Origin of the sequence: Acetivibrio cellulolyticus CD2 (assembly GCF_000179595.2) — a bacterium.
Classification (GTDB): Bacteria; Bacillota; Clostridia; order Acetivibrionales; family Acetivibrionaceae; genus Acetivibrio; species Acetivibrio cellulolyticus.
In genome coordinates this window covers 1,301,317-1,326,972 of the sequence record NZ_JH556659.1, presented here as the reverse complement: position 1 = coordinate 1,326,972, position 25,656 = coordinate 1,301,317, and the positions used below count along the sequence as shown (strand labels likewise).

The 25,656-nt window shown below is 34.7% G+C and carries 25 protein-coding genes; 3 read left to right on the top strand and 22 right to left on the bottom strand.

Features of this window, described 5'->3' with window-relative positions:
• Window positions 1-137: 137 nt before the first annotated feature.
• The 11 genes from aroB to ACECE_RS0225795 form a co-directional block, all read right to left on the bottom strand.
• Window positions 138-1,217, bottom strand: coding sequence for a 3-dehydroquinate synthase (gene aroB, locus ACECE_RS0225845; RefSeq protein WP_010252757.1), 1,080 nt, complete (start codon window positions 1,215-1,217; stop codon window positions 138-140).
• Window positions 1,218-1,272: 55 nt separating this feature from the next.
• On the bottom strand, window positions 1,273-1,734 hold the full coding sequence (locus ACECE_RS0225840) for a DivIVA domain-containing protein (protein ID WP_010252754.1): 462 nt from the start codon (window positions 1,732-1,734) through the stop codon (window positions 1,273-1,275).
• A 13-nt stretch (window positions 1,735-1,747) separates the two neighbouring features.
• Window positions 1,748-2,539: a YlmH family RNA-binding protein gene (locus ACECE_RS0225835; protein WP_010252751.1), complete on the bottom strand. Its 792-nt coding sequence runs from the start codon at window positions 2,537-2,539 to the stop codon at window positions 1,748-1,750.
• A gap of 69 nt (window positions 2,540-2,608) precedes the next feature.
• Window positions 2,609-2,875, bottom strand: a complete 267-nt coding sequence (locus ACECE_RS0225830) for a YggT family protein (RefSeq protein ID WP_010252748.1) — start codon at window positions 2,873-2,875, stop codon at window positions 2,609-2,611.
• A gap of 12 nt (window positions 2,876-2,887) precedes the next feature.
• The gene (locus tag ACECE_RS0225825; RefSeq protein ID WP_010252745.1) at window positions 2,888-3,346 is read right to left on the bottom strand and encodes a cell division protein SepF; all 459 of its coding nucleotides are present in this window, start codon (window positions 3,344-3,346) and stop codon (window positions 2,888-2,890) included.
• 50 nt (window positions 3,347-3,396) lie between these two features.
• Window positions 3,397-4,104: a YggS family pyridoxal phosphate-dependent enzyme gene (locus tag ACECE_RS0225820; RefSeq protein WP_010252742.1), complete on the bottom strand. Its 708-nt coding sequence runs from the start codon at window positions 4,102-4,104 to the stop codon at window positions 3,397-3,399.
• The gene (locus ACECE_RS0225815) at window positions 4,104-5,372 is read right to left on the bottom strand and encodes an HlyD family efflux transporter periplasmic adaptor subunit (protein ID WP_010252739.1); all 1,269 of its coding nucleotides are present in this window, start codon (window positions 5,370-5,372) and stop codon (window positions 4,104-4,106) included. Before ACECE_RS0225815 ends, ACECE_RS0225820 begins: the two co-directional genes overlap by 1 nt.
• 60 nt (window positions 5,373-5,432) lie before the next feature.
• Window positions 5,433-6,719: a methionine gamma-lyase family protein gene (locus tag ACECE_RS0225810; RefSeq protein ID WP_010252736.1), complete on the bottom strand. Its 1,287-nt coding sequence runs from the start codon at window positions 6,717-6,719 to the stop codon at window positions 5,433-5,435.
• A gap of 259 nt (window positions 6,720-6,978) precedes the next feature.
• Window positions 6,979-8,109, bottom strand: a complete 1,131-nt coding sequence (locus ACECE_RS0225805) for a hypothetical protein (RefSeq protein WP_010252734.1) — start codon at window positions 8,107-8,109, stop codon at window positions 6,979-6,981.
• 50 nt (window positions 8,110-8,159) lie between these two features.
• Entirely contained in the window at window positions 8,160-8,468 is a 309-nt protein-coding gene (locus ACECE_RS0225800; protein ID WP_010252731.1) for a hypothetical protein, read from the bottom strand.
• Entirely contained in the window at window positions 8,440-9,258 is an 819-nt protein-coding gene (locus ACECE_RS0225795) for a class I SAM-dependent methyltransferase (RefSeq protein ID WP_010252728.1), read from the bottom strand. Before ACECE_RS0225795 ends, ACECE_RS0225800 begins: the two co-directional genes overlap by 29 nt.
• A 146-nt stretch (window positions 9,259-9,404) precedes the next feature.
• Between ACECE_RS0225795 and ACECE_RS0225790 the strand changes: the two genes are divergently transcribed.
• Together ACECE_RS0225790 and ACECE_RS0225785 are read left to right on the top strand one after the other, a co-directional pair.
• The gene (locus tag ACECE_RS0225790) at window positions 9,405-10,418 is read left to right on the top strand and encodes an RluA family pseudouridine synthase (RefSeq protein WP_010252725.1); all 1,014 of its coding nucleotides are present in this window, start codon (window positions 9,405-9,407) and stop codon (window positions 10,416-10,418) included.
• A gap of 188 nt (window positions 10,419-10,606) precedes the next feature.
• The gene (locus ACECE_RS0225785; protein ID WP_010252723.1) at window positions 10,607-11,191 is read left to right on the top strand and encodes a MerR family transcriptional regulator; all 585 of its coding nucleotides are present in this window, start codon (window positions 10,607-10,609) and stop codon (window positions 11,189-11,191) included.
• An 89-nt stretch (window positions 11,192-11,280) separates the two neighbouring features.
• On the opposite strand, the gene ACECE_RS0225780 is transcribed toward ACECE_RS0225785, so the two are convergent.
• The 5 genes from ACECE_RS0225780 to ACECE_RS0225760 all read right to left on the bottom strand — a co-directional run bounded on the left by ACECE_RS0225780 (window position 11,281) and on the right by ACECE_RS0225760 (window position 16,370).
• The gene (locus ACECE_RS0225780; protein WP_010252721.1) at window positions 11,281-12,321 is read right to left on the bottom strand and encodes a protein-glutamate methylesterase/protein-glutamine glutaminase; all 1,041 of its coding nucleotides are present in this window, start codon (window positions 12,319-12,321) and stop codon (window positions 11,281-11,283) included.
• Between the two features lie 5 nt (window positions 12,322-12,326).
• Window positions 12,327-13,145, bottom strand: a complete 819-nt coding sequence (locus tag ACECE_RS0225775) for a CheR family methyltransferase (protein WP_010252719.1) — start codon at window positions 13,143-13,145, stop codon at window positions 12,327-12,329.
• A gap of 52 nt (window positions 13,146-13,197) precedes the next feature.
• Entirely contained in the window at window positions 13,198-13,692 is a 495-nt protein-coding gene (locus ACECE_RS0225770) for a chemotaxis protein CheW (RefSeq protein WP_010252717.1), read from the bottom strand.
• A gap of 111 nt (window positions 13,693-13,803) precedes the next feature.
• Window positions 13,804-15,930, bottom strand: a complete 2,127-nt coding sequence (locus tag ACECE_RS0225765) for a chemotaxis protein CheA (RefSeq protein ID WP_010252715.1) — start codon at window positions 15,928-15,930, stop codon at window positions 13,804-13,806.
• 86 nt (window positions 15,931-16,016) lie between these two features.
• Window positions 16,017-16,370 carry a response regulator gene (locus ACECE_RS0225760; RefSeq protein ID WP_010252714.1) on the bottom strand — a complete coding sequence of 118 codons (354 nt, stop codon included), beginning with the start codon at window positions 16,368-16,370 and terminating at the stop codon, window positions 16,017-16,019.
• 306 nt (window positions 16,371-16,676) lie between these two features.
• Here ACECE_RS0225760 and ACECE_RS0225755 point away from each other — a divergent pair, with 306 nt between their 5' ends.
• Complete coding sequence (locus ACECE_RS0225755; protein WP_010252712.1) at window positions 16,677-17,390, top strand: MBL fold metallo-hydrolase; 714 nt, start codon at window positions 16,677-16,679, stop codon at window positions 17,388-17,390.
• A 112-nt stretch (window positions 17,391-17,502) separates the two neighbouring features.
• On the opposite strand, the gene spo0A is transcribed toward ACECE_RS0225755, so the two are convergent.
• From spo0A to ACECE_RS29885, 6 genes are all read right to left on the bottom strand, one after another.
• Complete coding sequence (gene spo0A, locus ACECE_RS0225750; protein WP_010252711.1) at window positions 17,503-18,309, bottom strand: sporulation transcription factor Spo0A; 807 nt, start codon at window positions 18,307-18,309, stop codon at window positions 17,503-17,505.
• A gap of 273 nt (window positions 18,310-18,582) precedes the next feature.
• Window positions 18,583-19,902 (bottom strand): SpoIVB peptidase, encoded by a 1,320-nt coding sequence (spoIVB, locus tag ACECE_RS0225745; RefSeq protein WP_010252710.1) that lies wholly within the window; start codon window positions 19,900-19,902, stop codon window positions 18,583-18,585.
• Window positions 19,903-20,454: 552 nt separating this feature from the next.
• Entirely contained in the window at window positions 20,455-22,182 is a 1,728-nt protein-coding gene (gene recN / locus ACECE_RS0225740) for a DNA repair protein RecN (protein ID WP_010252709.1), read from the bottom strand.
• A 120-nt stretch (window positions 22,183-22,302) separates the two neighbouring features.
• Window positions 22,303-22,767, bottom strand: a complete 465-nt coding sequence (locus ACECE_RS0225735; protein WP_010252708.1) for an arginine repressor — start codon at window positions 22,765-22,767, stop codon at window positions 22,303-22,305.
• 1 nt (window position 22,768) lies between these two features.
• Window positions 22,769-23,638: an NAD(+)/NADH kinase gene (locus tag ACECE_RS0225730; protein ID WP_010252707.1), complete on the bottom strand. Its 870-nt coding sequence runs from the start codon at window positions 23,636-23,638 to the stop codon at window positions 22,769-22,771.
• A gap of 391 nt (window positions 23,639-24,029) precedes the next feature.
• Window positions 24,030-25,562 carry a methyl-accepting chemotaxis protein gene (locus tag ACECE_RS29885; protein ID WP_010252706.1) on the bottom strand — a complete coding sequence of 511 codons (1,533 nt, stop codon included), beginning with the start codon at window positions 25,560-25,562 and terminating at the stop codon, window positions 24,030-24,032.
• Between the last annotated feature and the right edge of the window lie 94 nt (window positions 25,563-25,656).

Below are 25,656 nucleotides of genomic sequence, written 5' to 3'. Positions count from 1 at the left end.
TTGGAAAATTCATCTTTCCAAAGCCGCTTAATAATTTAAACTTCCAATTTTCAAAAGAATTTTAGTTTTGTTTCAGTACTAAATTAACCAAATTATATACCTTTACATCAAAACAAAAATATGTAACTAAAGTTTATTTATGCCAGATCAGAAATCACCTTTTTTATGAGTTTCTCGTCATCAACAGTACACTGGATTACTTCTCCGATTCTTTTTCTCGGAAGTATAAATGTAAGTTTATTTCCCTTTACCTTCTTGTCGAAGAACATTTGATTATATACCTTATCCGCATCTATATCATCAAGTCTTACAGGAAGACCTATCTTTCTTAACGTATCCTTAACCTTATCCACTAAATCCTCTTCAACGATTTCAAGATATTGCGCCATTTTAAAAGCTCCTACCATACCTAAAGCAACACACTCACCATGAAGCAATTCAAAATTCATAACCGTTTCTATAGCGTGTCCAATCGTATGTCCAAAGTTTAAGTTTGCTCTTATTCCGCTTTCCTTTTCATCCTTTTCAACTACATTTCCTTTTATTGAGCAGTTTATCTTTGCAAGATACTGTAACACACCTTCATCAAAGCTAAATATCTTATTCGTATTATAATCTATATATTCAAAGAAATCCGGATCCTGTATAATTCCATGCTTTACTACCTCTGCAAGTCCCGATTGAAGTTCTCTTTTTGGCAGAGTTTTAAGTGAATTTACATTTATGTATACAAACCTAGGCTGATAAAATGCACCGATAATATTTTTGCTGCCATTAAAATCAACACCAACCTTGCCACCTACACTGCTATCAGATTGAGCCAGAAGTGATGTTGGAATCTGAACAAAATTAACTCCTCTTAGAAATGTAGCGGCAGCAAATCCAGTTATATCGCCCACTACTCCACCTCCAAGTGCAATAAGAGTAGCGTTCCTATCCAGCTTTAAATCTATTAAAAACTTGTAGATTTCACTGATTGTTTCGAGTTTTTTACTCTTTTCACCTGCTGGTATGACAAATTTATGTACTTCGCAGTCATACCCCCTTAAGGCTTCAAGGCATAAATCAGCCTGATATTTCTCAACATTTGTATCGGTTATCAAAACCATCTTTCCAGTTAATCTTGCGCTATGCAAACTTTTTCCCAACTCACTGTAATCAGTTGTTATGTATATGGGATAACTTCTCTCACTTAAGTTTATGTTTAGCTTAATCACTGTTTTCTTTCACCCCTTAAAACTTTTCACTATAACGTTTCAAAGCCCTATATTTCTAAGCCTCATGGTCATCAATTATTGATCTTAACACTTCAAGTTGAGAATGCAGCAGTGACTCTGCCTTACTCTTATAAATATGCAGCTTCTTTTTTGTATCTTCATATTCATACTTTATCTTTACAACTTCCTGGTTTGCATCGCTAATTATTTTAAGTGCCTTAATTTCCGCTTCTTTAACTATATTTTCAGCTTTCTGGTATCCGTTCTTTTTAATATCTTCGCTGGTTTGCTGCGCAACTATCAAAGTGTTCTGCAGGGATTCTTCGATACTTTTATAGTGCTGAATAGCCTGATTCAAGGCCTCCAACTTATCCTTAAGTTCCCTGTTTTCGTGTATATAGCCGGTATAGTCCTCAATAATTTTATCCAGCACTTCATTGACCATATCTTCCTTATACCCGCCAACTGCACTCTTTTTAAAAGTAAGGTTTTGTAAATCATTAGGAGTATAATTCATTCCAAACACCTCTTTATATAAATTTCTTTAAGCATACACTTATTCTGTCTTTTCTAGTGGTCTTACCTATTTCTTGCAGTACAACTCTGCCTTTCCCTCTGATAGAAATCAAATCTCCCTCTTTAACCAATTTAGTCAAGCTTGGAGTGGTTTCCCAGTTTAGATTGACCTTCTCTGCTTTTATAAAGTCGGCAATTTTACTTCTCGACATTCCAAATCCTGCACTTGCAACAGAATCAAGCCGCAGGGATGCTACTGTCGTTCGGATCTCCTTAACTTTTTGCTCATAAGTATTAAGGCTTTCTACATCCAAATATTCAACTTCAACTTTTACATTGCCTACTTTATCCAAGTTGTGCCTGATGAAATCTGCAATATCATTTAGTGCAACTACCAGAGAGTGTTCGTCCTTAACAAGAATATCACCAATTTTCTCCCTTTTAATTCCCAATCCCATCAAAGAACCAAGGTAATCTCTGTGAGTCATATTTTCTCTATGCATTAAACTTATCTTCAGAACTTTAAAAAGGCCGGCTAACTCCGGCTCCTGAATCAATGGCATATTACTGGGGCAGAAAGCCACTACAGCCCTCTCTGCCCCATCATAGCCTCCATAAAACAAATAATTACCGACATTATTAGATTCCAAACACTTTGACACAACACTTTGAAGGTGTGGGTCCAAAAAATCCGTAATCGCCAATTTGTTAGTCTTTTCAGATAACAATAACTTGTCAAGTACTTTTGCTACAACCAGTTTATCTTCACTTTTTGAAATCCTTTTTAGTATTTCTTCCCTATTCATATTCAAACGTCCAATATCTATTGTAATAGAATGCACTACCTAGATAAGTTAATACTTAACTTATGTATGCTATAGACCCCACAATATCCTTCTTAACACTTCGATAATCAAAAAAGCAATCAAAGGTGATAAATCTATCATTGAATTCCTACCAAAAGAAGACTTTTCAATCAACGATCTAATTGGATTCAAAACCGGTTCGGTAACCTGATTCAAAAGATTAACAAACGGATTCTCTCTTGATAAGTTTGGAATCCACGATAAAACAGCACGTATAACTAATGCCATTTCTATTACATAAAGTAATGTATCAAGTGCTTTTATAAGAGTATACATCTAAATCCTCCATTATTTTGCCCATGGGAAAGCTGTCTTATTTGCTATCTCTCCTTTAAAATCTCCCATAATGTCAACATTATACGGAGCAATAATAAATATCTCATTAGAAACTTTTTGAATTGCTCCATCGAGAGAATAAACAGCTCCACTTAAGAAATCTATAATTCTTTGAGCAAGATCCTTTTCAAGTCCTTCAAGGTTGATAACTATAGGCTTCTTATTCTTCAAATGATCACAGATGTCTTGTGCATCATTAAAATTTTCCGGCTGCACAACAACAACTTTAAACTGTGTTGAAGAATGAATGTTCACAACCTTTCCTGGAGAAGGCCTTTTGTTTATTGTCTGAATAAATTGTGGCTTTTCAGTCTCTTCCTTAAGTTCCTCTTCTTTTTCAATTAACTCTTCTTCGTCTTCTTCAGTCTCCCAACCAACAAAATTGAGAACCTTGTTAAATAATTTTGACATACTAAATTACCTCCTGTTTATCTTTTGTAAAATACTTTTATAAAACATATCTAAAGATACTGCCTTTGTCCAAACAATGCAGTACCTATCCTCACTAAATTCGCACCTTCTTCAATTGCAATTTCATAATCATTACTCATACCCATGGAAAGATAATCTATAACTATATTATTAATATTTTCCTTTTCAATGTCAATAGACAATTTTCTCAAACCCGAAAAAACATTTCTTACTTTTTCAGGATTTGATGCAAAAGGGGCCATTGTCATAAACCCTCTAACCCTTACGTTTTCCAGCGTAACTATCTGTTTGATTAGTTCTAAAGCGCCATCAGGAGAAACTCCAAATTTTGATTTCTCACCGGAAATATTGACTTGCACCAATATATCGACTACTTTTCCAATCTTTTTAGCCCTGTTATGAATTTCAAGAGCAAGATCATATCTATCAACTGAATGGATCATTTTTACTTTATCCACAACATATTTTACCTTATTTGTTTGCAGATGTCCAATTAAATGCCAATTACAACTCCTATTAATAATATCGTACTTTTCTGTCAATTCCTGAACCCTATTTTCACCTAATTCAGTTATTCCCTCATCAATTGCCCTAATAATCTTTTCAGGTTCAACTGTTTTGGATACTCCAATTATTGTGATATCCTCCAGCTTTCTTCCGCTCTTAATTGCAGCTCTTTCAACTTTTCCCCTGATAATGTCCAGGTTCTTTTTTATATATTCAAAATCCTCGTTCATCAGTTTATTGTCTGCCCTTCCTCAATATTAACCGGATTAACTATATAACTAGAATACAAGCTAACACTGTACTCTCCTGCCAAATCCGCATTTTCGACTATTGCAAATTCTTCGTTTTTACCGACAATTTTCACTTTTACAAACCTTGCGTGGTTTGCCTTTACCAAGCAAAGCTCTGCAATCTTTTTGTCAAGGTCTACATTAGTCAGGCTTCGCAAAGGTACCTTAAAGCCGCTGTATTGACTCTTTATCAAATCAATGTTTACCTTTCTTAAAGCGGCAGTTTCACTAAGTGCATTGCTTACCTTCACTGCAAGTATGCTCTTTCCATTAAGATTATTAGACCTAAAAAAGACATCTCCCTTAATGACCTTATCAAATTCGTTTAGTCTTATGTTTATAACATTGTCCACCTTAAATCCATTTGCCTTTTTGGTATCGACAGGCATTACCAGATAGTATTCGATGCCTGTTATGAGCTTTGCAAAGGGTTTGTTTGCTTCCACACCCAATTCTTCAATATCCTTTTGGGTTCCTTTTACTTCAATATTGTCAATATCATCTAATGTATAATCACTTATCTTGTCAGGAGTTAGTATACCTTCATAGCCATCAACCATATAGGAAACCACACCCGACGTGGATGTAGTAATGTCCTTTGTATTCGCACTTATTCTTTGCTGCAAAGATTTTTTTTCATCCAGAAGTGATTTTATATGTGCATCTGGTGAGCTTAATCCCCCTGCAATCGCAGCCTTCTTTTGAATTAATTCATCAACTTCCTTTTTTATTCCTTCAATTTCCGATAATTCATTAGTATTGCCAAGCAAGATTACCTGCTTCAGTTTTTCCTCAATTTCATTTTCAATCTTCTCTAAGTCGTCTGAGAAAAGTTCCAAATTCTCATTTCTTTTCTCCTGTGCATCTATTATTCTCAAATCCAGCTGCTTTAATTCTTGGAGAAGCTTTTCTGAAGAACCGTTAAGCACCGTAGCTATCCTTGCATTAGACTTTACCTTTTCACCCTCGTTTATTTCCTTGATACATTTTCCTCCTACAGGTGAATTCAAAACAACCTCATCCCTGACTATAACAGCATCTATACTTACAGAGTCCTCAATTTCACCCATTCTTACAATATCAGTACTTACATTCTTACCATAAACCCAAAATATCACAGAAGGGATATATAACAGCAAAAACAATACTATCAAAATACTTCCAAGCTTTATCCTTCTTGTAGTGACAGACTTCTCAATTTCAGCCATATTGCTCCCTCCTATCTTATAGTTGGTTATCTATTTCACGACTTCTGCTTAGCAATTTCCTCAAATCAGCTTTTTATCAAGCATCTTCTGAATGGCTATCATAATACCAAGCTTAACATGCTCGTACACAAGACCTCCCTGCATATATGCAATGTATGGAGGCTTTATTGGTGCATCGGCACTGAGTTCGATAGAAGATCCCTGAATAAATGCACCTGCCGCCATTATGACAGGACTATCATATCCGGGCATGTCCCACGGTTCTGGAGTAACATACGAATCTACAGGAGAACCTTTCTGAATACCTTGACAGAATGCTATAAGGCTGTCCGGATTATTAAACTTCACCGCTTGGATAATATCGCCGCGAACATCACTTATACCTGGACTGGTTTCGAAACCAAGGCTTTTCATAACCGCAGAACAAAGCACTGCCCCTTTCAAACTTTCGCCTACAACATGAGGTGCCATGAAAAGTCCTTGAAACATTAACCTGTTGTGCCCTAAAGATGAACCTACCTTTTTCCCAAGACCAGGTGTAGTAAGCCTGTATGCTGCTTTACTTACACAATCTTTCCTTCCAACTATATAACCTCCGGTTTGAGCAAGTCCGCCCCCGGGGTTTTTTATGAGTGATCCCGCAGCCAGATCAGCACCTGCTTCTATGGGTTCGCGTTCCTCAACAAACTCTCCGTAACAGTTATCAACCATTACAACTATATCATTTTTAATGCCTTTTATAAACTTTATAGTCCTTTCAATATCCTCAATCAAGAGTGACTGTCTCCATGCATAGCCTCTTGATCTTTGAACAAGTACCATTCTGGTTCTATCATTTATGCTCTTCCCAATTGCCTCCAAATCAGGCTTACCGTTTTCCAAAAGCTCAACCTGTGAATATGTAACTCCAAATTCTTTAAGTGATCCTCCGCCTTCTCCTCTTATGCCTATAACCTCTTCTAACGTATCATAAGGCTTACCTGTTGCACAAAGGAGTTCATCACCCGGCCTTAGAATTCCAGACAGGCACAGAGCAAGAGCATGAGTTCCAGACACTATCTGATGTCTCACAAGCGCATCTTCAGCCTTAAACACATCTCTGTATACGTCATCTAAAACATCTCTGCCCTTATCATCATAACCATATCCCGTCGTACCCGGAAAATGAGTGTCACTTAAATTATTTACCTGCATTGCCCTTATTACTTTTAACTGGTTATATTCCTTCACCCGGTCAATCTTTTGAAACTCAAGTGAAATTATCTTCTCAGCATCCTTTGTAATTTCAAGCACTTTATCACATATATTAAACTCACTTGCTAAATAATCTGCAATCCTAGATATCATTATTTTTCCTCACATTTCAGTTTACTTTTCACAAAACTGTATTTTATATTAACATATTTTTTTATATTTCAATATCCATTTAAAGCAAAAATAAAAGCTTATGACTAAACTGTATTTATAATTCGCCACGAACTTAACAAATCCTCCATTTCAATGTTCTATTGAATTTTGTCTTAGTTCGTCCAATCATTTATGGGCTATTTTGACTTTTCTTAATACAAATTCTACCTTTGATTTTATTGCCATACTTTGTTGAATACTATTTACTTGATGTAATATAGCTCAAACATTCAATCAATTTGTCTCTTATCATATCCGCACTAAGTAAAGAAACAACCAAGCTAAAAAAAGCAATAATCAAGCCAACAAGAGTCAGTAATTTCATAAAACTATTAATACTTTTCTGATAAATTATCATATTATCATCTTCTTCCAGATCTAATCTTTCCTTTACCCTTTCAACATATTTGTATATTCCAAGCTTGTCCATTATCATATCAGTTAAGGTAGACATCTCGCTTATATTTATATTCATAACCAAATCAATTGCTTCAATCATCTTTCTTCTGTTACAGATTATCTTCCTATCACCCAATTTTGCTTTGCAATAATCTTTTGTCATGTTTGCTCCAATAATTACATGCAACATTGTCGCTCTCTCCATTGCAAGCAATGCTCCACTATTCAAACCTGCATAATTTGCTGGTTCTAATAATTTTATCGTATCCTTATCGTTAAATACTTCTCCAATCTTCTTCTGTGAAGCATTATACTTTTTATAATTATCAGATTCTATTAAATTTATCTCCAACACTCCTACATTAGATGCAAAAACACAAAAATAATCTCTTGAACAAAAACACTTCTCAAGAGCACTTGATGAACATTGCAAAGGCACAAAACGCCACCCCTCATCACAAACCATCAATCCGTATATTTTCCTAGAGAACTTTTTCATGAAATCTTCTGAATGCAAATCACATTTATCAATTCCCTCTAAGTCTCTAACCTCTATCATCATCAAACTAAATTTTTTTATCTCTTCAAAGGCCTGCTTGTAATACTCTTCTTTTTCTAAAGCAAACTTTGACTTAGCGCGATTTGACATTATGTATTTATTTCCGAACTTTTTATACTCTGATATTTCCATAAATATTATATAAATTTTTTTAGATATTTCAGAAAAATCAGAAAAAGTATACTTTTCTTCTTTATTTTCTTCTTTAAAAAAATCTTTATTTATTAAAGTTATTGGCTTTTTATCAAACTGGATTACCTTTCGAACAAATATAAACTCATCTATTGATATCTTTTTAATTGGAATACTATAAAGCAGGTTAATAATATCTAAATCGGGATAAATAAAGGCAAAAATCTCTACTTCATACACTCTTTTATATACTTCGTTTATATTTTGAAAACTCTTATCCTCTTTTTTATTTACTTTTTCATTTTTTTGTTAGCTTGAAAATACTCAATAGAAAATTTAAAACACCCTAATCTAAGTTTTATCAAGTTATGTGGGTTCAAGTTATTTTTAAAAAGTATATTTTTGTAATCTTCAAAACAGTTACTATAATTACTTTCGTTTTTCCATGTGGGATCGCAAAAAAACTTTTTCAGCTTATTCTCGATTTTTTCTTTATCTGTGAGTCTGAAGTTAATATTTGCACTTTGCAGAAAGATTATTTGTGCATCAATCAATTCTTTATTTAGTATGTCATTTTGTTGTTTTTCTTGCCCAGACAAACAAATCCCTCCCGTAGCGCTTCCTCAAACCACTATTTAAATTTATCAAAGAATCTATACCAAAAATACTGTCTAAAAGTTTGCTACTTGTGCTATTGTGATATACTCTAAAGTCAATCATATCAAAACCATGCTTCTCAATAAGCTCTTTAATATTATCACATGCAAAAAACTTGATAGGCAGTATTCCCGCCTCATTATTTAAGTTATTAAATCTTTCCTGACTAATTTCTGTCTCAATACGCTCTCCACTCTGACTCATATAACTTTCACAAAATACTACCCTATCTTCAAGAGAATGCGTTGTTGTAATAAACAATAAGCCATTTTCCTTTAGCATTCTTCCAAATGAGGCCATCATTTTCTCCGCAATATCTTCCTGAATATGCTGAATAACATGACTACAAATAATTATGTCAAAGTATTCGCTAAATTCCAATTTTTCAGCGCCACCCAAATATGGCTTTACCTTATGAGACATATCCCACTTGTTTATATTTTTGCAAAAAACGCTATAACGTTCTGTATCTGGCTCGCAAGCATGTATTTCTCTGAAGTATTTACCAAACTTTAAAGTCAATCGTCCCATACCACATCCAGCATCAAGCATAGTGCCATCCAACCCTAATTGCTTAATTCTTTTTATTGCGATATCAAGTATTTTACCTTCACTTTTATCCCAGTAATTATGATAAGGTTCACTCTCTCGAATAAGATTTAATGTAATCGACTCATTCCTGTCAGGATACAAATATATCCCTTTTTTATCTTCGTCTGAGTTATGATTCAAAAAAATACACCATCCAATACATGAATTTTCTTATTTCATTATACTAATACATTGCATTATAAGCAAATACTATATAAAAATCAATTTGCCTAATTAGGACTTGAATAATGCACAATGCTATAATATTATTAACGGGGTGATTAAACTTGATTATAAAATATACCGCTGATAATAATGACAACGGCAAAGCTGTAAAATACATATTAAAAAGCAAGCTGGATATTTCCGAACGATTGATAAAAAAGCTCAAATACCAAAGCAAGATACTATGCAACAAACAACCTGTATTTGTCAACGCTGTTGTTAAAAGCGGCGACGTTATCGAAGTCGAAATTGAATATGATGAAGAGCTGGAAGGTTTAGTTCCGCAAGACCTCCCCATAGATATTATCTATGAGGACGATTGTCTTATTGTTATAAACAAAGCTCCCGATATTGTCGTTCACCCCACCTGTTCCCACCCTGATGGTACTCTTGCTAACGCTGTAGCATACCACCTTCAAAAAAGTGGTGTAGCCAAAAAAATCCGTCCTGTAATAAGGCTTGACAGGAATACTTCAGGCATTATTATATTTGCCAAAAACTCTTTTTCTCAGGAGTCACTAATACGCCAAATGAATACAAAAACGTTTGTTAAGGAATATATCGGAATCGTTTACGGAATTCTTAAGAATACAAGGGGTACCATTGATCTGCCCATAGAACGCAAAGAGGGTAGTATTATGTTAAGGCATGTATCTCTGTCAGGAGATAGATCTGTAACTCATTTCGAAACGCTGGAAGTTCTTAACAATACCTCACTATTAAAATTCCGTCTGGAGACAGGAAGGACTCATCAGATAAGAGTACATTGCCAGGCTATTGGTCATCCACTTATAGGCGATACCCTATACCCATTTTTAGATATTTCCCAAACCCCAGAACTCATGAGTCGTACGGATGGTGATGATATATATTATGAAATAGGAAACAGCATTTCCAGTAATGAGAACTCTATTACCCAAAACTTAGAATTCCATCCAGAGCTTAATATTATTGAAAGACAAGCACTTCATTCCTACAAAGTGGAATTTATTCATCCCCTAACTAAAAAAAATCTTCAACTTGTTGCGCCCATTCCAAAGGATATAAATAACTCTCTGGAAATATTGCGTAAATAATCATCAAGTTATTTACACTATTTCATAATAGTGCTATCATAGTATTTGCTTTCCAACTTATACAAGGCTACATAAGCGCCGTGATAAGTATATTTAAACATGTCTGAAGCTTTTAATTAAGGAGTAGATGGAATATTGTTTCGATGTTTATTTCATCATTACAATTAATAAACTGGAGGGAGTCTTAAGTGGAAATTCTTAAAGACAGGTATACCATTACTGAATTAAGTGAGCGTCTTGGAATAACCGACCACGCTTTAAGGTATTATGAAAAGGAGTTCAATATGAACATCCCAAAGGATAGCAGAGGCAGGCGTTATTACACACCCGAATATGCCAATGTAATGTTTCAGATAAAGACTATGCGGGATGATGGTCTTGAAATTAAGGCAATTAAAAAAATACTTGAGTGCGAAAGCGTCATAAATGAGCCTCCACCTGTTGTATCAGAAAACGGGTTCACCTCTATGACTCCTGTTGAATCGAGTGAAAACATTATAGATATTAAAAATTTTTTCAATGAATTTGGTGAACGCCTTACTCTAAGCTTTTCTAATGAAGTGGCTGATGCCAGGGATCAGATAAACAGGGAGCTTACTAAAACAAAGCTTGAACTCGGAGCTTGCATGGAAAACAATATAAGAAAAATTGAAAGTAAACTGGACAAGCACTTTGAAAATGTAGACCGTTCTTTGGGATTATGGCGTGAAAGAAACAAAGGAGGTTTCTTCAGCCGCCTTTCTAGAGTATTGTCGAAGAAAAAAACAATTTAAAAAAGTTAAGCATATCGCAGCGGAACAAAATAATCCCTGTGATATGCTTAGGAATGCTGAAAAATTCAAAGTAATATTTCGGTTATTCCTTAAAGCATTGAAAATATCGTATTTGAAACTGAATCCAATGTAACCTGCTTTTCAACTGCGCCTATTTCATACGCCACACGAGGCATTCCATATACAACGCAGCTTTGTTCATCCTGTCCTATCGTCCGCGCACCACTTTTTCTCATAGCTAGCAGTCCTTTTGCGCCATCGCCTCCCATGCCTGTAAGTATTACTCCTACAGCATTTCTCCCTGCGACCCTTGCAACGGATTCAAACAAAACATCTACTGAAGGACAGTGACCATTTACCTTTTCACCTTTAAAGCACTCAACCATATAAATATTTCCTACCTTTTTAAGTCTCATCTGAAAGTCACCCGGTGCAATAAGGACTCTTCCAGGTAAAACCCTATCTCCGGTTTCCGCTTCCTTTACTTCCATTAAGCATGAATTATTAAGTCTTTCCGAATACATCCTGGTAAAAACCGGTGGCATATGTTGTACTATAACCGTTCCCGGAATATCTTTGGGCATGGACTTTAAAACACTGTATATTGCTTCTGTTCCACCAGTTGAAGCACCTATGGCAAGTATCTTATCAGTTTGCTGCCTATCACTTCGTGTTAACTCTCTGTTTATCGGAGCTTCAAACTTCCAGCGCCCAACTTTGGCGGTTGAAGCAATTTTTACTTTTATAATGAGCTCGTTTATAAAAGATTGCATACTCATCTGGCTACTCACATTAGGTTTTGTTACAAAGTCAACAGCACCTGCATTTAAAGCATTAAATACATTATCACTTACAGCACTTACAACCACAACAGGAATAGGGTATTGAGGCATTAAACGCCTTAAAAACTCAATTCCACTCATCTTAGGCATCTCAACATCAAGAGTCATAACGTCTGGCTCATATTCTATTATTTTATCTCTTGCACTGTATGGGTCAGCTGCAGTTCCAACGACTTCAATTGCAGCATCCTGACCGATTCCTTTTGCCAGCGTTTCCCTAAAAAGAATGGAGTCGTCAACTATTAAAACTTTAATTTTCCTTTTAATATTTGTTTTTTTAAGCTCCATGTTAACTATTCCTTTCTATATACTGCAGGCATTATATATTTAAATTTTGTTTCTTCACGGTTTAGTGATTCAGAGTGACCAATAAAGAGATAACCTCCATATTCAGTCTGTTCATAGAACCTGTTTATTAACTCTCTTTTAGTTTCAGAATCAAAATAAATCATTACATTCCTGCAAAATATTACATGAAACTTTTTCTTGAATGGAAGGGTTGTATTCATAAGGTTAAATGTTCTAAAAATAACCTCGTTCTTAATGCTGTCAACAACAATACTGTTCTGATTATCAAACCTTTGAAAATATTGATTCCTCCATATTTTAGGCACAGCTTCCAAACTTTCATTAGAATAAACACCATTTTGTGCCTCACTCAATACTCTTGATGATATATCTGTTGCCAGTATTTTTGTATCCCAAAGTGATTTCTCATTACCAAAAAAGTCTGCAATAATCATAGCAAGAGTATAAGGTTCTTCACCGGACGAACAACCTGCACTCCATATTCTTAAGTCCTTTGAGTTCTTTAGCTTTTCGTACCAGTATTTTAGCGCAACGTTTTTGAAATATTGGAAGTGTTCAGATTCCCTCATAAAGTAAGTGTGATTTGTTGTAATCTTACTTATAAGTGTTTTAACTGCTTCACCTGTTTTATCTTTCATTACATATTCTATATACTGCGAAAAACTTTCAAAACTTTTTTCCATTAAGATATTTTGGAGTCTTCCGACAACAAGAGCCTTTTTTTTATCACTAAGGTTAATACCATAATTTGCCTTAATATACTCAGAAAGCTGTATAAACTCTTTATCCGTAATAGTTAGCATAGTTCTCACCATTTATAATTTATTTTAGAATCATGAAATCCTTTGCAAACATTTAAGAAATCTTTATTAAGCTCTCACAATCCTCATCGCTGAGAAGTTTGCTGCAATCTAGCAAAAGCTTTACTTCATCGCCGATTTTTCCTATACCTTTAATATACTTGTTGTTAAAACCCGTATTTGCATCAGGTGGAGGTACAATGTCATTTTCTGTTATCGTCGTCACCTCTGCAACGCTATCAACAATAAGTCCTACCGAAATATCAGCTATGTCAACAACTATAATACATGTTCTGTCATTATATTCTTTTGGTTCCTTCTTGAACCTCACCCTGACATCAAGTACTGGAATTATCTTTCCTCTAAGGTTGATAATACCTTTGATGTAGTCGGGAAGTTCAGGTACCTCCGTTATCTTCTGAATATTAATTATTTCAGTAACATATTTTATCTCAATTCCATAAACTTCTTTTCCTATTACAAAGGTCAAGAATCTACCTTTTTGCGTATCTTCTACAATTTCATGCAGTTCATCCAATACATCCGCCATTTCCTCAAACCTCCATTTTTTGTTTATTATCAGAATTAAACTTTACCCTAAAATGTATAATGTCGTAGATGAAAAACTCTAAAACTAAATTTAAAGAATGTTTTTGTGCTGTTAACCGATAAGTTCATCCATGTCAAATATCAGACTTATGTCCCCATCACCTAAAAGAGTACAACCTGCTATACCTTTTACCTTTTTGATGTATTTAGGCAGTGCTTTCACAACAACCTGCTGTTCTCCTAAAAGTGCATCCGAAAAAATACAAATTCTTTTATCCCCATTTTCTACCATAATCATTATTCCCTCTGTAAATTCTTTCACTGAAGTATCAATATGATAATGTCTATGTAGCCTAAGAACTGGGTAGCATTCGCCTCTTACCATTATCATTTCATTTCCCTGTTCATCTTCAATTACTGCCTCATTAGCGACTCTGAAAGACTCTAATATTGATACCATAGGAATAGTATACTTATTGCATCCTACTTCTATTATCATCCCATCTATAATTGCAAGTGTCAGCGGAAACTTTATGGAAAATGTTGTGCCTTCATCTGGAGCGCTGTTTATATTTACTGTTCCTCCTACCGTTTCAATATTTTTTGTAACTATATCCATTCCAACTCCACGGCCCGAAAACTCTGTAACGTTTTCTTTTGTTGAAAAACCCGGTAGGAAGATGAAGGAATATATTTCTTTATCAGATAGTTCCGATTCAGGCTTAAATATAAGACCATTTGTTCTTGCTCTTTGCAGAATTTTCTCTTTATCCAAACCCTTTCCGTCATCTTTAACAATTATCAAAACTTCTCCACCTGCATTTTTGGCTTCTAAAACCAATTTACCTGTAGGTGACTTACCTTTCTGGATCCTCTGGTCCGCCTTTTCAATTCCATGGTCTATTGAATTTCTTATTAAATGTATTAAAGGATCAGTTAATCGTTCTATTATATTCTTATCAACTTCTGTTTCCTCTCCGATTATTTCAAGCTCAACCGATTTATCAAGCTTTTTGCTCATATCTCTTACAATTCTGTTCATTTTTTGAAAAGTCATTGACAAAGGCACCATACGTATTGACATGACTATATCCTGAAGCTCAGTGGTTATTTTATTAAGCTGTCTTGCCGCCTTGCTAAAGTTGTTCAACTCCAGCCCAGCTAAATCTGGATTTTGTGTAACCATTGCTTCAGATATAACTAACTCACCAACCAGATCCATAAGCAAGTCCAACTTGCCAATATTTACACTTATTACACTTTGCTTTCCGGTTGATTTTGCATTCTCTTTTTCATTAAGGCTTTTTTCCAGCTTTTTATCGTCTTCGGGTGATTGAATCTCGCTAATATCTTCAAGCAATATGTTTTTCAGCTTTTGGGAACTCGAAGTTACCCTTTCCTGATCAATATAATCATCTTTATTGTTTTCGATTTCAAAACCATCTAAAGAATCATCTGTCAGAAACACCTGTAATTCCTTTAAAAGGACTGTCTGATAAAGTCGCTGTTTAATAGCATCAATCCCTAAATCAGTCTTAAAAACGATTTTAAACCCTTCATTTCTTATCACCTGGACACTTTCATTACTTTCCATTACATCATCCGGAACATAACTGATAACTTCCGCTATTTCCTCCAAATCATGTATAACCGAAAAAGCCCTTATGTTTTCCATCTCACATCCGTCTTCAAAGAAAAAAACAGCCTCATACTTATTATTCATAGGACTTTTTGAACTTTTACTTGAAGCGACATAATATTTCTTATCTAAAGTCTCTGTATCCTTTTTACTTTTCTGAGATCCATATCTGGAATTGTTTGCGGAAGGATTCGATTCCTTTAGATATTCAAGATATTCAGTAACTTTTGATTTTAGCGCATCCGAATTTCCATCGGACACAAAACCATTTTCAATCTTTGAAGTTTCACCCTTTATGAAATCAACGCATTCAAATACTGTATCTATTACTTTAGATGATTCAACATTCTTTGGATGCTCTTCGCGCAGGTAAAAGAACAAGTCTTCCATAGAGTGAGCCAGAGTTGAGATATTGTCAAATAACATCATTGCTGCTGAACCCTTGATCGTATGCATAATTCTGAAAATTTCATTAATCGAATCTTCAAAGCCACTTTCCTTCTCACAGTTTAGAAGCAACTGTTCTAGTTGATCAATCAACTGATATGTTTCAAAAATAAACATTTCCAGCATTGGCTCACGGTCCATATTATCTGCCAATTCATATCACCTCAGTTATATTAGTATTTAAATTGCGGTCTTTCATAAAAAAGAGGGTTATTTTGACTATAAATATAATTAAACTTTTAGAGCTTTGACAGGGTTTCAACAACATATTCTTCCTTAAATGGCTTAACTATAAAACCCTTAGCTCCTGATATAATAGCTTCTTTAACAAAACATTCCTGACCCATTGAGGAGATCATAACTATTTTTGCATTGGGATCAAATTCCTTTATCATTTGCACAGCTTTTATTCCATCACAAATAGGCATTGTTATATCCATAGTTACAATATCTGGATTTATCTCCTTATATTTATTCACGGCAACCAAACCATTTTCTGCCTCACCTACCACTTCAAAGCCATTCCTCTCGAGCATCATTCTCAAGGAAGTTCTCATAAATGTTGCATCATCAGCAACAAGAACTCTTTTCATCTTATTCACTCTCCAATGCAATTTATATTTTCAATTATTAATCGGAAAAAAAAAGCATATCCTGAATAGTAAAATTAAAGTTTTTATTGTTTTCCATTATATAACATAGTTTTAATAGGTATATGTAAACAAAACTATGAACTAACGCCAATATTAAATAAAATAATATTATGTTTGAAGTTTGCACAGAATTTTATTATACTTTAATTAGGTCTAATAAAAAGTTATACATTTATTTACATCCCTTTTTTTAAATTAGCTTCTGTAATGCTGCACAAAAAATAATTTCTATCGAGGTAATAACTTATGCTAAAATTTCTTGGTATCGGCAGTGCATTTAACACAACTTTAGGTAATACTAGCGCATTTATTAAGAAACATTGCAGTATTCTTTTAATTGATTGCGGGAGCACAGTATTTAGCAGACTTCAAAAACTTGGTTTATTATCAGATGTTAGTTATCTTTACATAGCTATAACACACACTCATCCGGATCACATTGGGAGTCTTGGAGAACTAATTTTCTATTCTCATTATGCACTTAACTGTAAGCCTAGAATATTTTTCCCTGATGCCCATTTACTAAGTTCAATTCTGGATAACATGGGCGTAAATGCTGAATTTTATGAAATTTTATCCAGTCCACAAATAAAGATATCAGATGAATTCTTAAGTTCTGCTGATTTGACTTTTATCCCATCTTCACATGTTGAAAGGATACCCTCTTATAGTATATTGATCAAATGCGAAAATCACTCAATATTCTACAGCGGAGATTCAAACAAAATAAGCGACTCAATTTTGAATAGTCTCGAAAACGGCTATATAGATATTTTATATCAAGACACCTGCAGTTTAGATTATACAGGTAATCCACATCTATACATCGGTAAACTTATAGAATATGTCAAACCTTCACTCAGGTCCAAAATATGTTGCATGCACCTTGACCAGAACTTTGAAAGAATTTATGCAATACAATCAGGATTTAATGTTGCAGAAGTGATAAAAGACTTATAGTAAGAAAAAACACCCTAATCAATAATTAGAGTGTTTTTTGAATTCCAAATATATTAGCAGAGATGTCGAAGAATACAACTCCAGCCATTCCTTAGGTATTCTAACCAAAAAATTAATTTGCAATCTTCATTTCAAGTCTCAGCTTATCAGCCACCATTGCAATAAACTCTGAATTTGTAGGCTTTCCCTTTCCAAGGTTAACCGTATAACCAAACAAGGAGTCTATTGTATCTACTTGTCCCCTACTCCAGGCAACTTCTATAGCGTGTCTTATAGCTCTTTCAACCCTGCTTGGAGTTGTATTATACTCCCTTGCAATTGAAGGATACAACAGCTTTGTAATTGAGTTGATTACATCAAGGTCTTTAACAACCATCATTATTGCATCCCTTAAGTACTGATATCCCTTTATATGTGCAGGTACACCAATTTCGTGCATAATGCTCGTTACTTCAACTTCAAGATTTCTTGGTGCAATTGGCTGATATGGAGGCTTAACTTCATTTCCATAATCGGTTCTTATCACGTTAGCCTGATTAACATTCTTCAGTTGACGAATTCTAGACACTAAAACATCCATATCAAAAGGCTTTACTACATAATATTCAGCGCCCAAAGATAAAGCTCTCTGAGTTATTTTATCCTGTCCAACGGCAGATAATATTATAAACAATGGCCTTTTACTAATTGGAGTTGTACCTATCTTCTCAAGTACACCCAAACCGTCTAAATGGGGCATAATAATATCTAAAATAGCTATATCAGGCATCTTGGATGTAATAAGTTCAAAAGCCTCTAAACCATCCCTAGCCACACCAACTACTTCAATATCATTTTGGTTGTTAAGATACTCATATAATATATCACCAAATTCCCTGTTATCGTCTGCAATTACTACCTGAATTTTCTTTGAAGACAATTTACCTCTCCCCCTTAACTTTTGTAAAAAACTAACTCAAAATGCTATAGTTATATTATATTTATCATTCGACAAAATTACAAGAACTTAAATTCTATTTTTTAACAATTCGCTTTTGAAGCAGCTATCTGTTTTTTGACAATTTTGCCCTCAATAGCTACAACAGCTGGCATTTTCACTTTTCAATTTCAAGTAAATCTCATTTAACTGGAATAAAAAAAATCCCGGAAATAAACGAATTTCCGGGAAATATGAATTTACTTTTACCATATTCTAAGAAGCTAGCTCCATGCTATATTGCCTATCATTAACCACATTTTTCAACATATTTTCAATGAAAATTCCATATCCCCTTGTGGGGTCATTTACAAGCACATGTGTTACAGCTCCTATCAACTTTCCATTTTGAATAATTGGGCTCCCTGACATACCTTGCACTATTCCCCCTGTTTGTTCTAAAAGCCTGCTGTCTTTTATCCTGATGACCATTCCTTTCTGCCTGTTTGTGGTATTCTTTGAAATCTTCTGAATCTCTATTTCATACTCTTCTATAGTCTTCCCGTCAATATTGGCTAAAATTGTAGCTCTACCTACTTCTACATCACTCCGAAGCCCAACAGGGTATAATTTGTTTGGGAATTTTCCAAGAGCATCTTTGTTTAAAGTTCCATAAATCCCATAAGGACTATTAATCTTAATAAGTCCTAACTCCCTTTTTTCTTCAATAAGTACACCTTTTAATTCCCCAGGATTTCCGGACCTTCCTTTAATAATTGTCAAAATATTAGACTCTACAATCTCCCCATTCTCAACAGGCATAAGCGCACCTGTATCAATATCGGTTATTCCATGACCTAAAGCCCCAAACCCATTACTTTTGGGATCATAAAACGTCAATGTTCCAATCCCTGCAGTACTGTCCCTTACCCACATTCCTACATGATACTTATTGTCTTCAACCGATTTTATTGGTTTTACTGTTAAAGCTGCTACTTTATTTCCCCTCTTATATTTTACTTTTATCCCCTCTCCATTGCTATTGTCAATCTCTGTTATCAAGTCTTCCGTATTATCAATTTTCTTTCCGCTTACCTCCAGAATCAAATCACCAGGCTTAATTCCCGCTTTCCTTGCGGGTATTTCCTTTTTTCCTTCAATAGTTTCAATATCAGACATACCGACCACAAGAATTCCCTCAATTTTCAGCTTTACTCCTATTGTATTGCCGCATGCAATAACTTCACGGTATGGAACCACATCCACCTGCATTGTTTTTATTGGTATTAATCCTAAAATCCTCATGCTTATATTTACTGTTCCCATCCTTTGGGGCTTTATCAATATTGGATTAAACAGTTTTACTGGAATCTTCTTTGTTGAATCGTTATTCTCAAGTTTGATAATATCCTTCTTGTCGGCTTGTATATCAATAAAAAACGGACTTTCCAAATTATATACATTTCCCTGACTTTCATATAGCGTTAATTGGTTTGGCAGATCCAATACCGCTCTTATATATGTTACTGCTAAAATTATAAAACAAATTGCAAGGAATATACTCAACTTTCCTCTTGTAGACCTTATATATTTCATAGCGATTCACTCTCCTGCTGCCTTTTTATGTTAACTGTACCCTGATTTCCTTCTTGGAAAGACCTTCTTTTTACTCAAATAAATATCACGCCTTGTAATAGAGGGACTTTAAATAACAACCGCCTCTTAAATTTTCTCTTCAAGCCTTATTCCTTCGAAATAATCCACAAGAAAAGGAGGTATTATTTATTGTCAAGCGCCCTTAAAGCGTGATGAATATTTCTTTATAAACTAAAATATTTACAAACTTCTGATAATTTATAATATTTAAAATACAATTCATATGTTCTTACCGTGCATTATCCTAACATTAAGTTTGTTATAAAACGCTAATCTTAAATTAACCTAATATAAACTTATTTATTCACCCAAAAACTGCATTAATAGTTTGAAATCAGTAAAAAAGAAGTATTTTACGAACCTTTTTGAAATGATTAAAAGATTTGTTGAGCATTTGCTTCGCAAATTCCTCAAATACAAAAAGAGCTGACATTCGCCAGCCCTAATAATACGAATTTACTTATGAATCAAAATCTCGTGGATGTGATGTGCTCACGTGACCTTATCATTCTTATATTTCTTTGCATAGTTGATCATTTCTTCCGCATGCTTTATTGTTATATCCGAAATGTTTGCACCACCAATTATTCTTGCAACTTCGGTTTTTATTTCATTTTCGTTTAGCTTTCTTACCATTGTACTTGTGCTCTCAGCGTTTGTTGATTTCTCAATATAATAGTTATTATCTGCAATACAGGCAATCTGCGCTAAATGAGTAACGGAAATGACCTGATGGTTTCTTGATATATAAGACATCTTTTCTCCTACCTTCTGAGCAGCCTTTCCACTGATACCAATGTCAATTTCATCAAATATCAAAGTAGAGATTTTATCTACCTTTGCAAGGATTGTTTTAATCGCAAGCATAATACGTGACATTTCACCGCCTGAAGCTATCTTCGCTAAAGGTTTGAGTGGCTCACCCGCGTTTGTCGAAATTAAAAATTCAACCTTGTCCAATCCATTTTGGTTATACTTTCTAGCACCACTTTCACCAGTGGTATCATCAAATTCAACATTCACTTTAAGCCTTGCATTTTTCATCTCAAGGTCGTTTAATTCTGAACCTATCTTATTCTCCAATAGTCCCGCAGCATTTTTCCTTTTTGCACTGATCTCTTCAGCCAGGCTATATAGCTCATCATCTGCCCTTTTTAGATCAGCACTCAATTTATTAACCAGTTCCTCATTGTTTAATATTTCATCAAGCTCTTTCTGCGCATTTGCCATAAATGCACAGACTTCCTCTATTGATACCCCATATTTCTTTTTTAACTTATAGATCAGGTCAAGCCTTTCTTCAATCTGTTCCAACAGTTCCGGATTATATTCAACCTCATCCCTGTTGCTTCTTATCTCACAGACAATATCTTCAACCTCGAATGATACGCCCTCAAGCCTTTTTAAAACCGCTGCATACCTTTCATCTAACTTAGAGATCTCACCCATAAGAGACAATGCATCTCCAATGGTATCTGAAGCCGATTTCTCCGTTTTGTTGCCTATTCCAACCAATTCATATACTCTAGACAACGTATTGATAATCTTTTCTGCATTCTGAAGGATTATTCTCTGTTTGTTCAAATCCTCCTCTTCGTTAGGTTTAAGCCTTGCCTTTTTTATCTCATCTATCTGAAACTTTAAGAAATCAATTTTTCTCTCCCTGTCATTTTTATCTCCTGACAGACTTTTTAGTCTATTTTTTATTTCCTGGTATTGTGAAAGCTTTTCCAAATAGTTATTCTTTAAATTATGGATATTTTCATCTGCAAATGAATCCAATAAATCTATATGGCTTTCGGTTCTAAGCAAAGACTGGTTGTCATGCTGCCCATGAATATCAATCAGCATTTCCCCTATCTGCTTTAGCATAGAAACAGTTGCAATCTTCCCGTTAATCCTGCAAGTATTCTTACCACTCAAAGTAAATTCCCGGGAAATAATTAACGTTCCATCTTCTTCAGGCTCTATTCCATATTCCCCCAACAAACCGCTTAGCCTATCGTCATCAATTGTAAATACAGCTTCAACTGCAGCTTTATCCTTACCAGCCCTTATCAAATCCTTGGAAAGCCGCTCACCTAATATAGCATTTATGGAGTCAATTATAATTGACTTTCCCGCACCAGTCTCACCGGTTAATACGTTCAAACCATCTCCAAGTTCAATTTCAACCTTATCAATAATAGCTATGTTTTGTATTTGTAATTGTTGAAGCACAAATTTTACCTCACTTTTTCAATTAATTGAAAACGCTATGTAAACAAACTACTTATCATCAGAACTCATTAAATTTATCCATTTCACATTTGTATATCTTTAGTCCACGAGAAAAAGCAGCTAATTACGTCCCATATCCTTCGCCATCTTATTGAACTTATTTACAAGCTCCTCTGCTATTTTCTCCGCCCTGCATATTATCATTACAGTATCATCTCCGGCTATTGATCCAACAATTTCAGGCCATTTTAAAGAATCAATTGCTGATGCTGCAGCTTGCGCCATAGCTGGCAATGTTTTTACCACTACAATATTATTTGCATAGTCACTTGAAGCATAAGATTCAGCAAAGATAGTCATAAGCCTGTTATAAACAACATTCTCGGTTTTAGAAAAAGGCGCATACTTGTAACGACCATCCGAGGCCATGACTTTTATAAGCCTAAGCTCCTTTATATCCCTGGATATTGTAGCCTGTGTAACATCCATCCCCAGATCTTTCAGTCTATCAGCTATTTCCTCCTGTGTCTCAATTACTTCTGCTTCTATTATCTCCAAAATCTTTGCCTGTCTATTATACTTCATACTATTTTATTTTTTCTCCTCTATCATATATTTTGCTTCTTAATACATCAAAAAAATTCCTGTCACTTAGTCTAACCATTTTTAAGCATCTAGAAGACTTTCTTGTTATTATATTGTCTCCACCCATCAACTCATATCCATTTTGTCCATCCACTGTCACCATTGCCCCATGACAGTTATTTTCCACAACCAGCACCTTAAGTACTCTCTCTCCCGTTGTAATAATTGATCTGGAGTAAAGAAGGTGAGGACATATCGGAGTAGCTATAATAAGACTTACGTCAGGCTCTACTATAGGTCCTCCTGCTGAAAGAGAATAAGCTGTAGACCCTGTCGGTGTAGATATAATCAATCCATCTCCGGGGTATAAGTCAACAAACTGGTCGTTTATATAAGTTTTCAGGTGAAGTATTCTTGACATCCAACCTCTTGAAATAACTACATCATTTAAGACAATGTCCTTCATAATTTCTTTATCATCCCTGATAATTGTCGTTTCGAGCATCATTCTCTCTTCAATATCGTATTCACCTTTAACTAAACGTTTTACCGCAGGATCTATTTCATTTTTATCAACCTCGGGCAAAAAACCCAAACTACCAAGGTTTATCCCCAGTATAGGAATATTCTTGCTAAAAACCTTTCTTGCCGACTTAAGAAAAGTTCCATCACCGCCAAGGCACACCATTATGTCTGACTTTAAAATAACTTCATCTTCATTAAGATTATTTACCGTAAACCCAATATCGGCTGCCAGACTGTCGTCCATTACAGGTTCTGCTCCATTTGCCAGTAAACTCTCTAAAAGCACTGAAGTAATCTTAAGTCCTATATCCTTATCTCTATTTGCAATTATGCCTACTTTTACCATTTTGGTACCTCGCAGTATTTAAGTCTTTGTTATCGAAATAATTATATAAAATAAATAGACAAAGCACAACATTTTACAGATAATACAAACAGTAGAACAAATTACCTCCACCAATTATTTAATATGTAATAATGTTTTAAAGCTTACACTATTTATCTCAAAATTCTTTCAACTATTAAGTAATTTTAACATATTCCGTAACAAAAATAAAAGTTATAAATCATTAAAGCTGAGAAATCTGAAGTAACATGCTCTCTTATTCCTTAAAATAAAAACTCCGGGACATAGATTCCCTGTGTTTTTAGCCTCTTTCATTTCAAACCAAGAGGCTAATCAAAAAGCCCCAGATCTCATCCAGGGCTTGCCAATTCTAAAAAACTCATATTATTTTCTATTCTTCATCGCTCGAAATCTCTTCCAATACATGTGTAATATCCGTTATTTTGTGAACCGCAGCAGTTACTTTTCCCATAGTATTAAGCTGTTCTTCAGCAGAAGATGCAATTCCCTTTACCTGTTCAAGATTTTTGCTATTCATGTCTTTTACATTCTGAACAAGTTCAACAATCTTTTCTCCGTTATTTGAGACATTTTGTGTGAGCTCACTTACAGCCTGGATCTTGTCGCTAACCTCTCTATTTGCAACTGTTACCATCTCAAATGCTTCTCCCGCTTCAGTTATAACCTGATTACTCTTTTCAACCAGCCTTGAGCTTTCATCAATAGTTTCTACAGCTCTCTCAGTGTCCTCCAGAATTTCCTTAATCATATTTGCAATATCTTTAGAAGCTTTCTGCGACTGTTCTGCAAGTTTTCGTACTTCTTCAGACACTACAGCAAAACCCTTTCCCGCCGCTCCTGCTCTGGCTGATTCTATTGCCGCATTTAATGCAAGGAGATTAGTTTGTGACGCTATTCCTGTAATAACCTCAATTATACTTCCAATCCTGCTGGATTTTTCCCTTAGATTATATATAATATTTCTGCTGTCCTGAGTAGTACTATCGATTATCTTCATTTCGTTAACAGCAGTCTTAATTAACTCTCTCTTGCTCTCGGTCATAATACAAACCTGCTGTGAAACACTTGCTATAAAAATATTTTCATCAGCAACTCTTTTTAAGTCCTTCGATATATTAACAGCAGCCTCAACTGCTCCGTTTATATCGTCAGAAGTCTGTCCGGAATTTGATACTATTTGTGTTGATGTAGATGCTATCTGCTCATTAGTTTGCACTGTCTCGTAAGTAATTCCATTAAGCTCTAAAACCGAGCGGCCCAATTCAGATGAAACTACCGAAGACTTCTTGGTTATCCCCATAATCTTCTCTAAAACATTACTCTGCTCATTTTGATTTTTATCTAGATCCGTAATAAGTTCTCTTACCCTTTTTGTCATTCCAATAGCAACTACTGCACAAATTAAATACTCAATTGTTACTTCGATAGACCTTATATACCACGAACTACCGAAAACTTCAGGATAATACATATTACCAAGCAAAAAGCTGATATTTATGGCCGCAATCGTCAAGAATGACGAGTACACTGTAAATCTAATTGAATAGAACAAGCTTGCAAACATAAGCGGTCCAGCCCATATAATTCCTTGAACCCCACCTGAATAAACATTAGAAATACCAAGACAAAATATTATAATATTTATAACATAATATTTTATACTTAATTTATTAATTTTAAATACAGATACAATCAATGGAATACTGTATCCCAGTGCGACAATAATGATCATTGCTGTTTTAAAAAATTGAATTTCATTAGGTAAAACCCCAATAAACAACAAAACAGTAACTATTGCTGCAACTGTAGTTGCAATTGCTATATATTTTGATAAAAATCTATTAGAATTTAGCTCATTTTCGCGAAACAGATCGGATTTACCTCTAGATATATTATCTTTCATAGGTTTTATCCTCCTGAGATAGAAATTCAAAACACCCATTTACCATTTATAACCGCCTAAATATACAATTGAGTAAAAAAAGAAAAGCGTTAGA

Bases quoted from the DNA above. Each gene is read 5' to 3' on its own strand.
- ACECE_RS0225735 (WP_010252708.1), bottom strand. From the start codon at position 22,767: ATGAAGTATAATAGACAGGCAAAGATTTTGGAGATAATAGAAGCAGAA.
- ACECE_RS0225770 (WP_010252717.1), bottom strand. From the start codon at position 13,692: ATGGCGGATGTATTGGATGAACTGCATGAAATTGTAGAAGATACGCAA.
- spoIVB (WP_010252710.1), bottom strand. From the start codon at position 19,902: ATGAAATATATAAGGTCTACAAGAGGAAAGTTGAGTATATTCCTTGCA.
- ACECE_RS0225815 (WP_010252739.1), bottom strand. From the start codon at position 5,372: ATGGCTGAAATTGAGAAGTCTGTCACTACAAGAAGGATAAAGCTTGGA.
- ACECE_RS0225755 (WP_010252712.1), top strand. From the start codon at position 16,677: ATGCTAAAATTTCTTGGTATCGGCAGTGCATTTAACACAACTTTAGGT.
- ACECE_RS29885 (WP_010252706.1), bottom strand. From the start codon at position 25,562: ATGAAAGATAATATATCTAGAGGTAAATCCGATCTGTTTCGCGAAAAT.
- ACECE_RS0225830 (WP_010252748.1), bottom strand. From the start codon at position 2,875: ATGTATACTCTTATAAAAGCACTTGATACATTACTTTATGTAATAGAA.
- ACECE_RS0225775 (WP_010252719.1), bottom strand. From the start codon at position 13,145: ATGCTAACTATTACGGATAAAGAGTTTATACAGCTTTCTGAGTATATT.
- ACECE_RS0225760 (WP_010252714.1), bottom strand. From the start codon at position 16,370: ATGAAAAGAGTTCTTGTTGCTGATGATGCAACATTTATGAGAACTTCC.
- ACECE_RS0225820 (WP_010252742.1), bottom strand. From the start codon at position 4,104: ATGAACGAGGATTTTGAATATATAAAAAAGAACCTGGACATTATCAGG.
- ACECE_RS0225780 (WP_010252721.1), bottom strand. From the start codon at position 12,321: ATGGAGCTTAAAAAAACAAATATTAAAAGGAAAATTAAAGTTTTAATA.
- ACECE_RS0225825 (WP_010252745.1), bottom strand. From the start codon at position 3,346: ATGTCAAAATTATTTAACAAGGTTCTCAATTTTGTTGGTTGGGAGACT.
- ACECE_RS0225835 (WP_010252751.1), bottom strand. From the start codon at position 2,539: ATGAATAGGGAAGAAATACTAAAAAGGATTTCAAAAAGTGAAGATAAA.
- ACECE_RS0225730 (WP_010252707.1), bottom strand. From the start codon at position 23,638: ATGGTAAAAGTAGGCATAATTGCAAATAGAGATAAGGATATAGGACTT.
- ACECE_RS0225840 (WP_010252754.1), bottom strand. From the start codon at position 1,734: ATGAATTATACTCCTAATGATTTACAAAACCTTACTTTTAAAAAGAGT.
- ACECE_RS0225810 (WP_010252736.1), bottom strand. From the start codon at position 6,719: ATGATATCTAGGATTGCAGATTATTTAGCAAGTGAGTTTAATATATGT.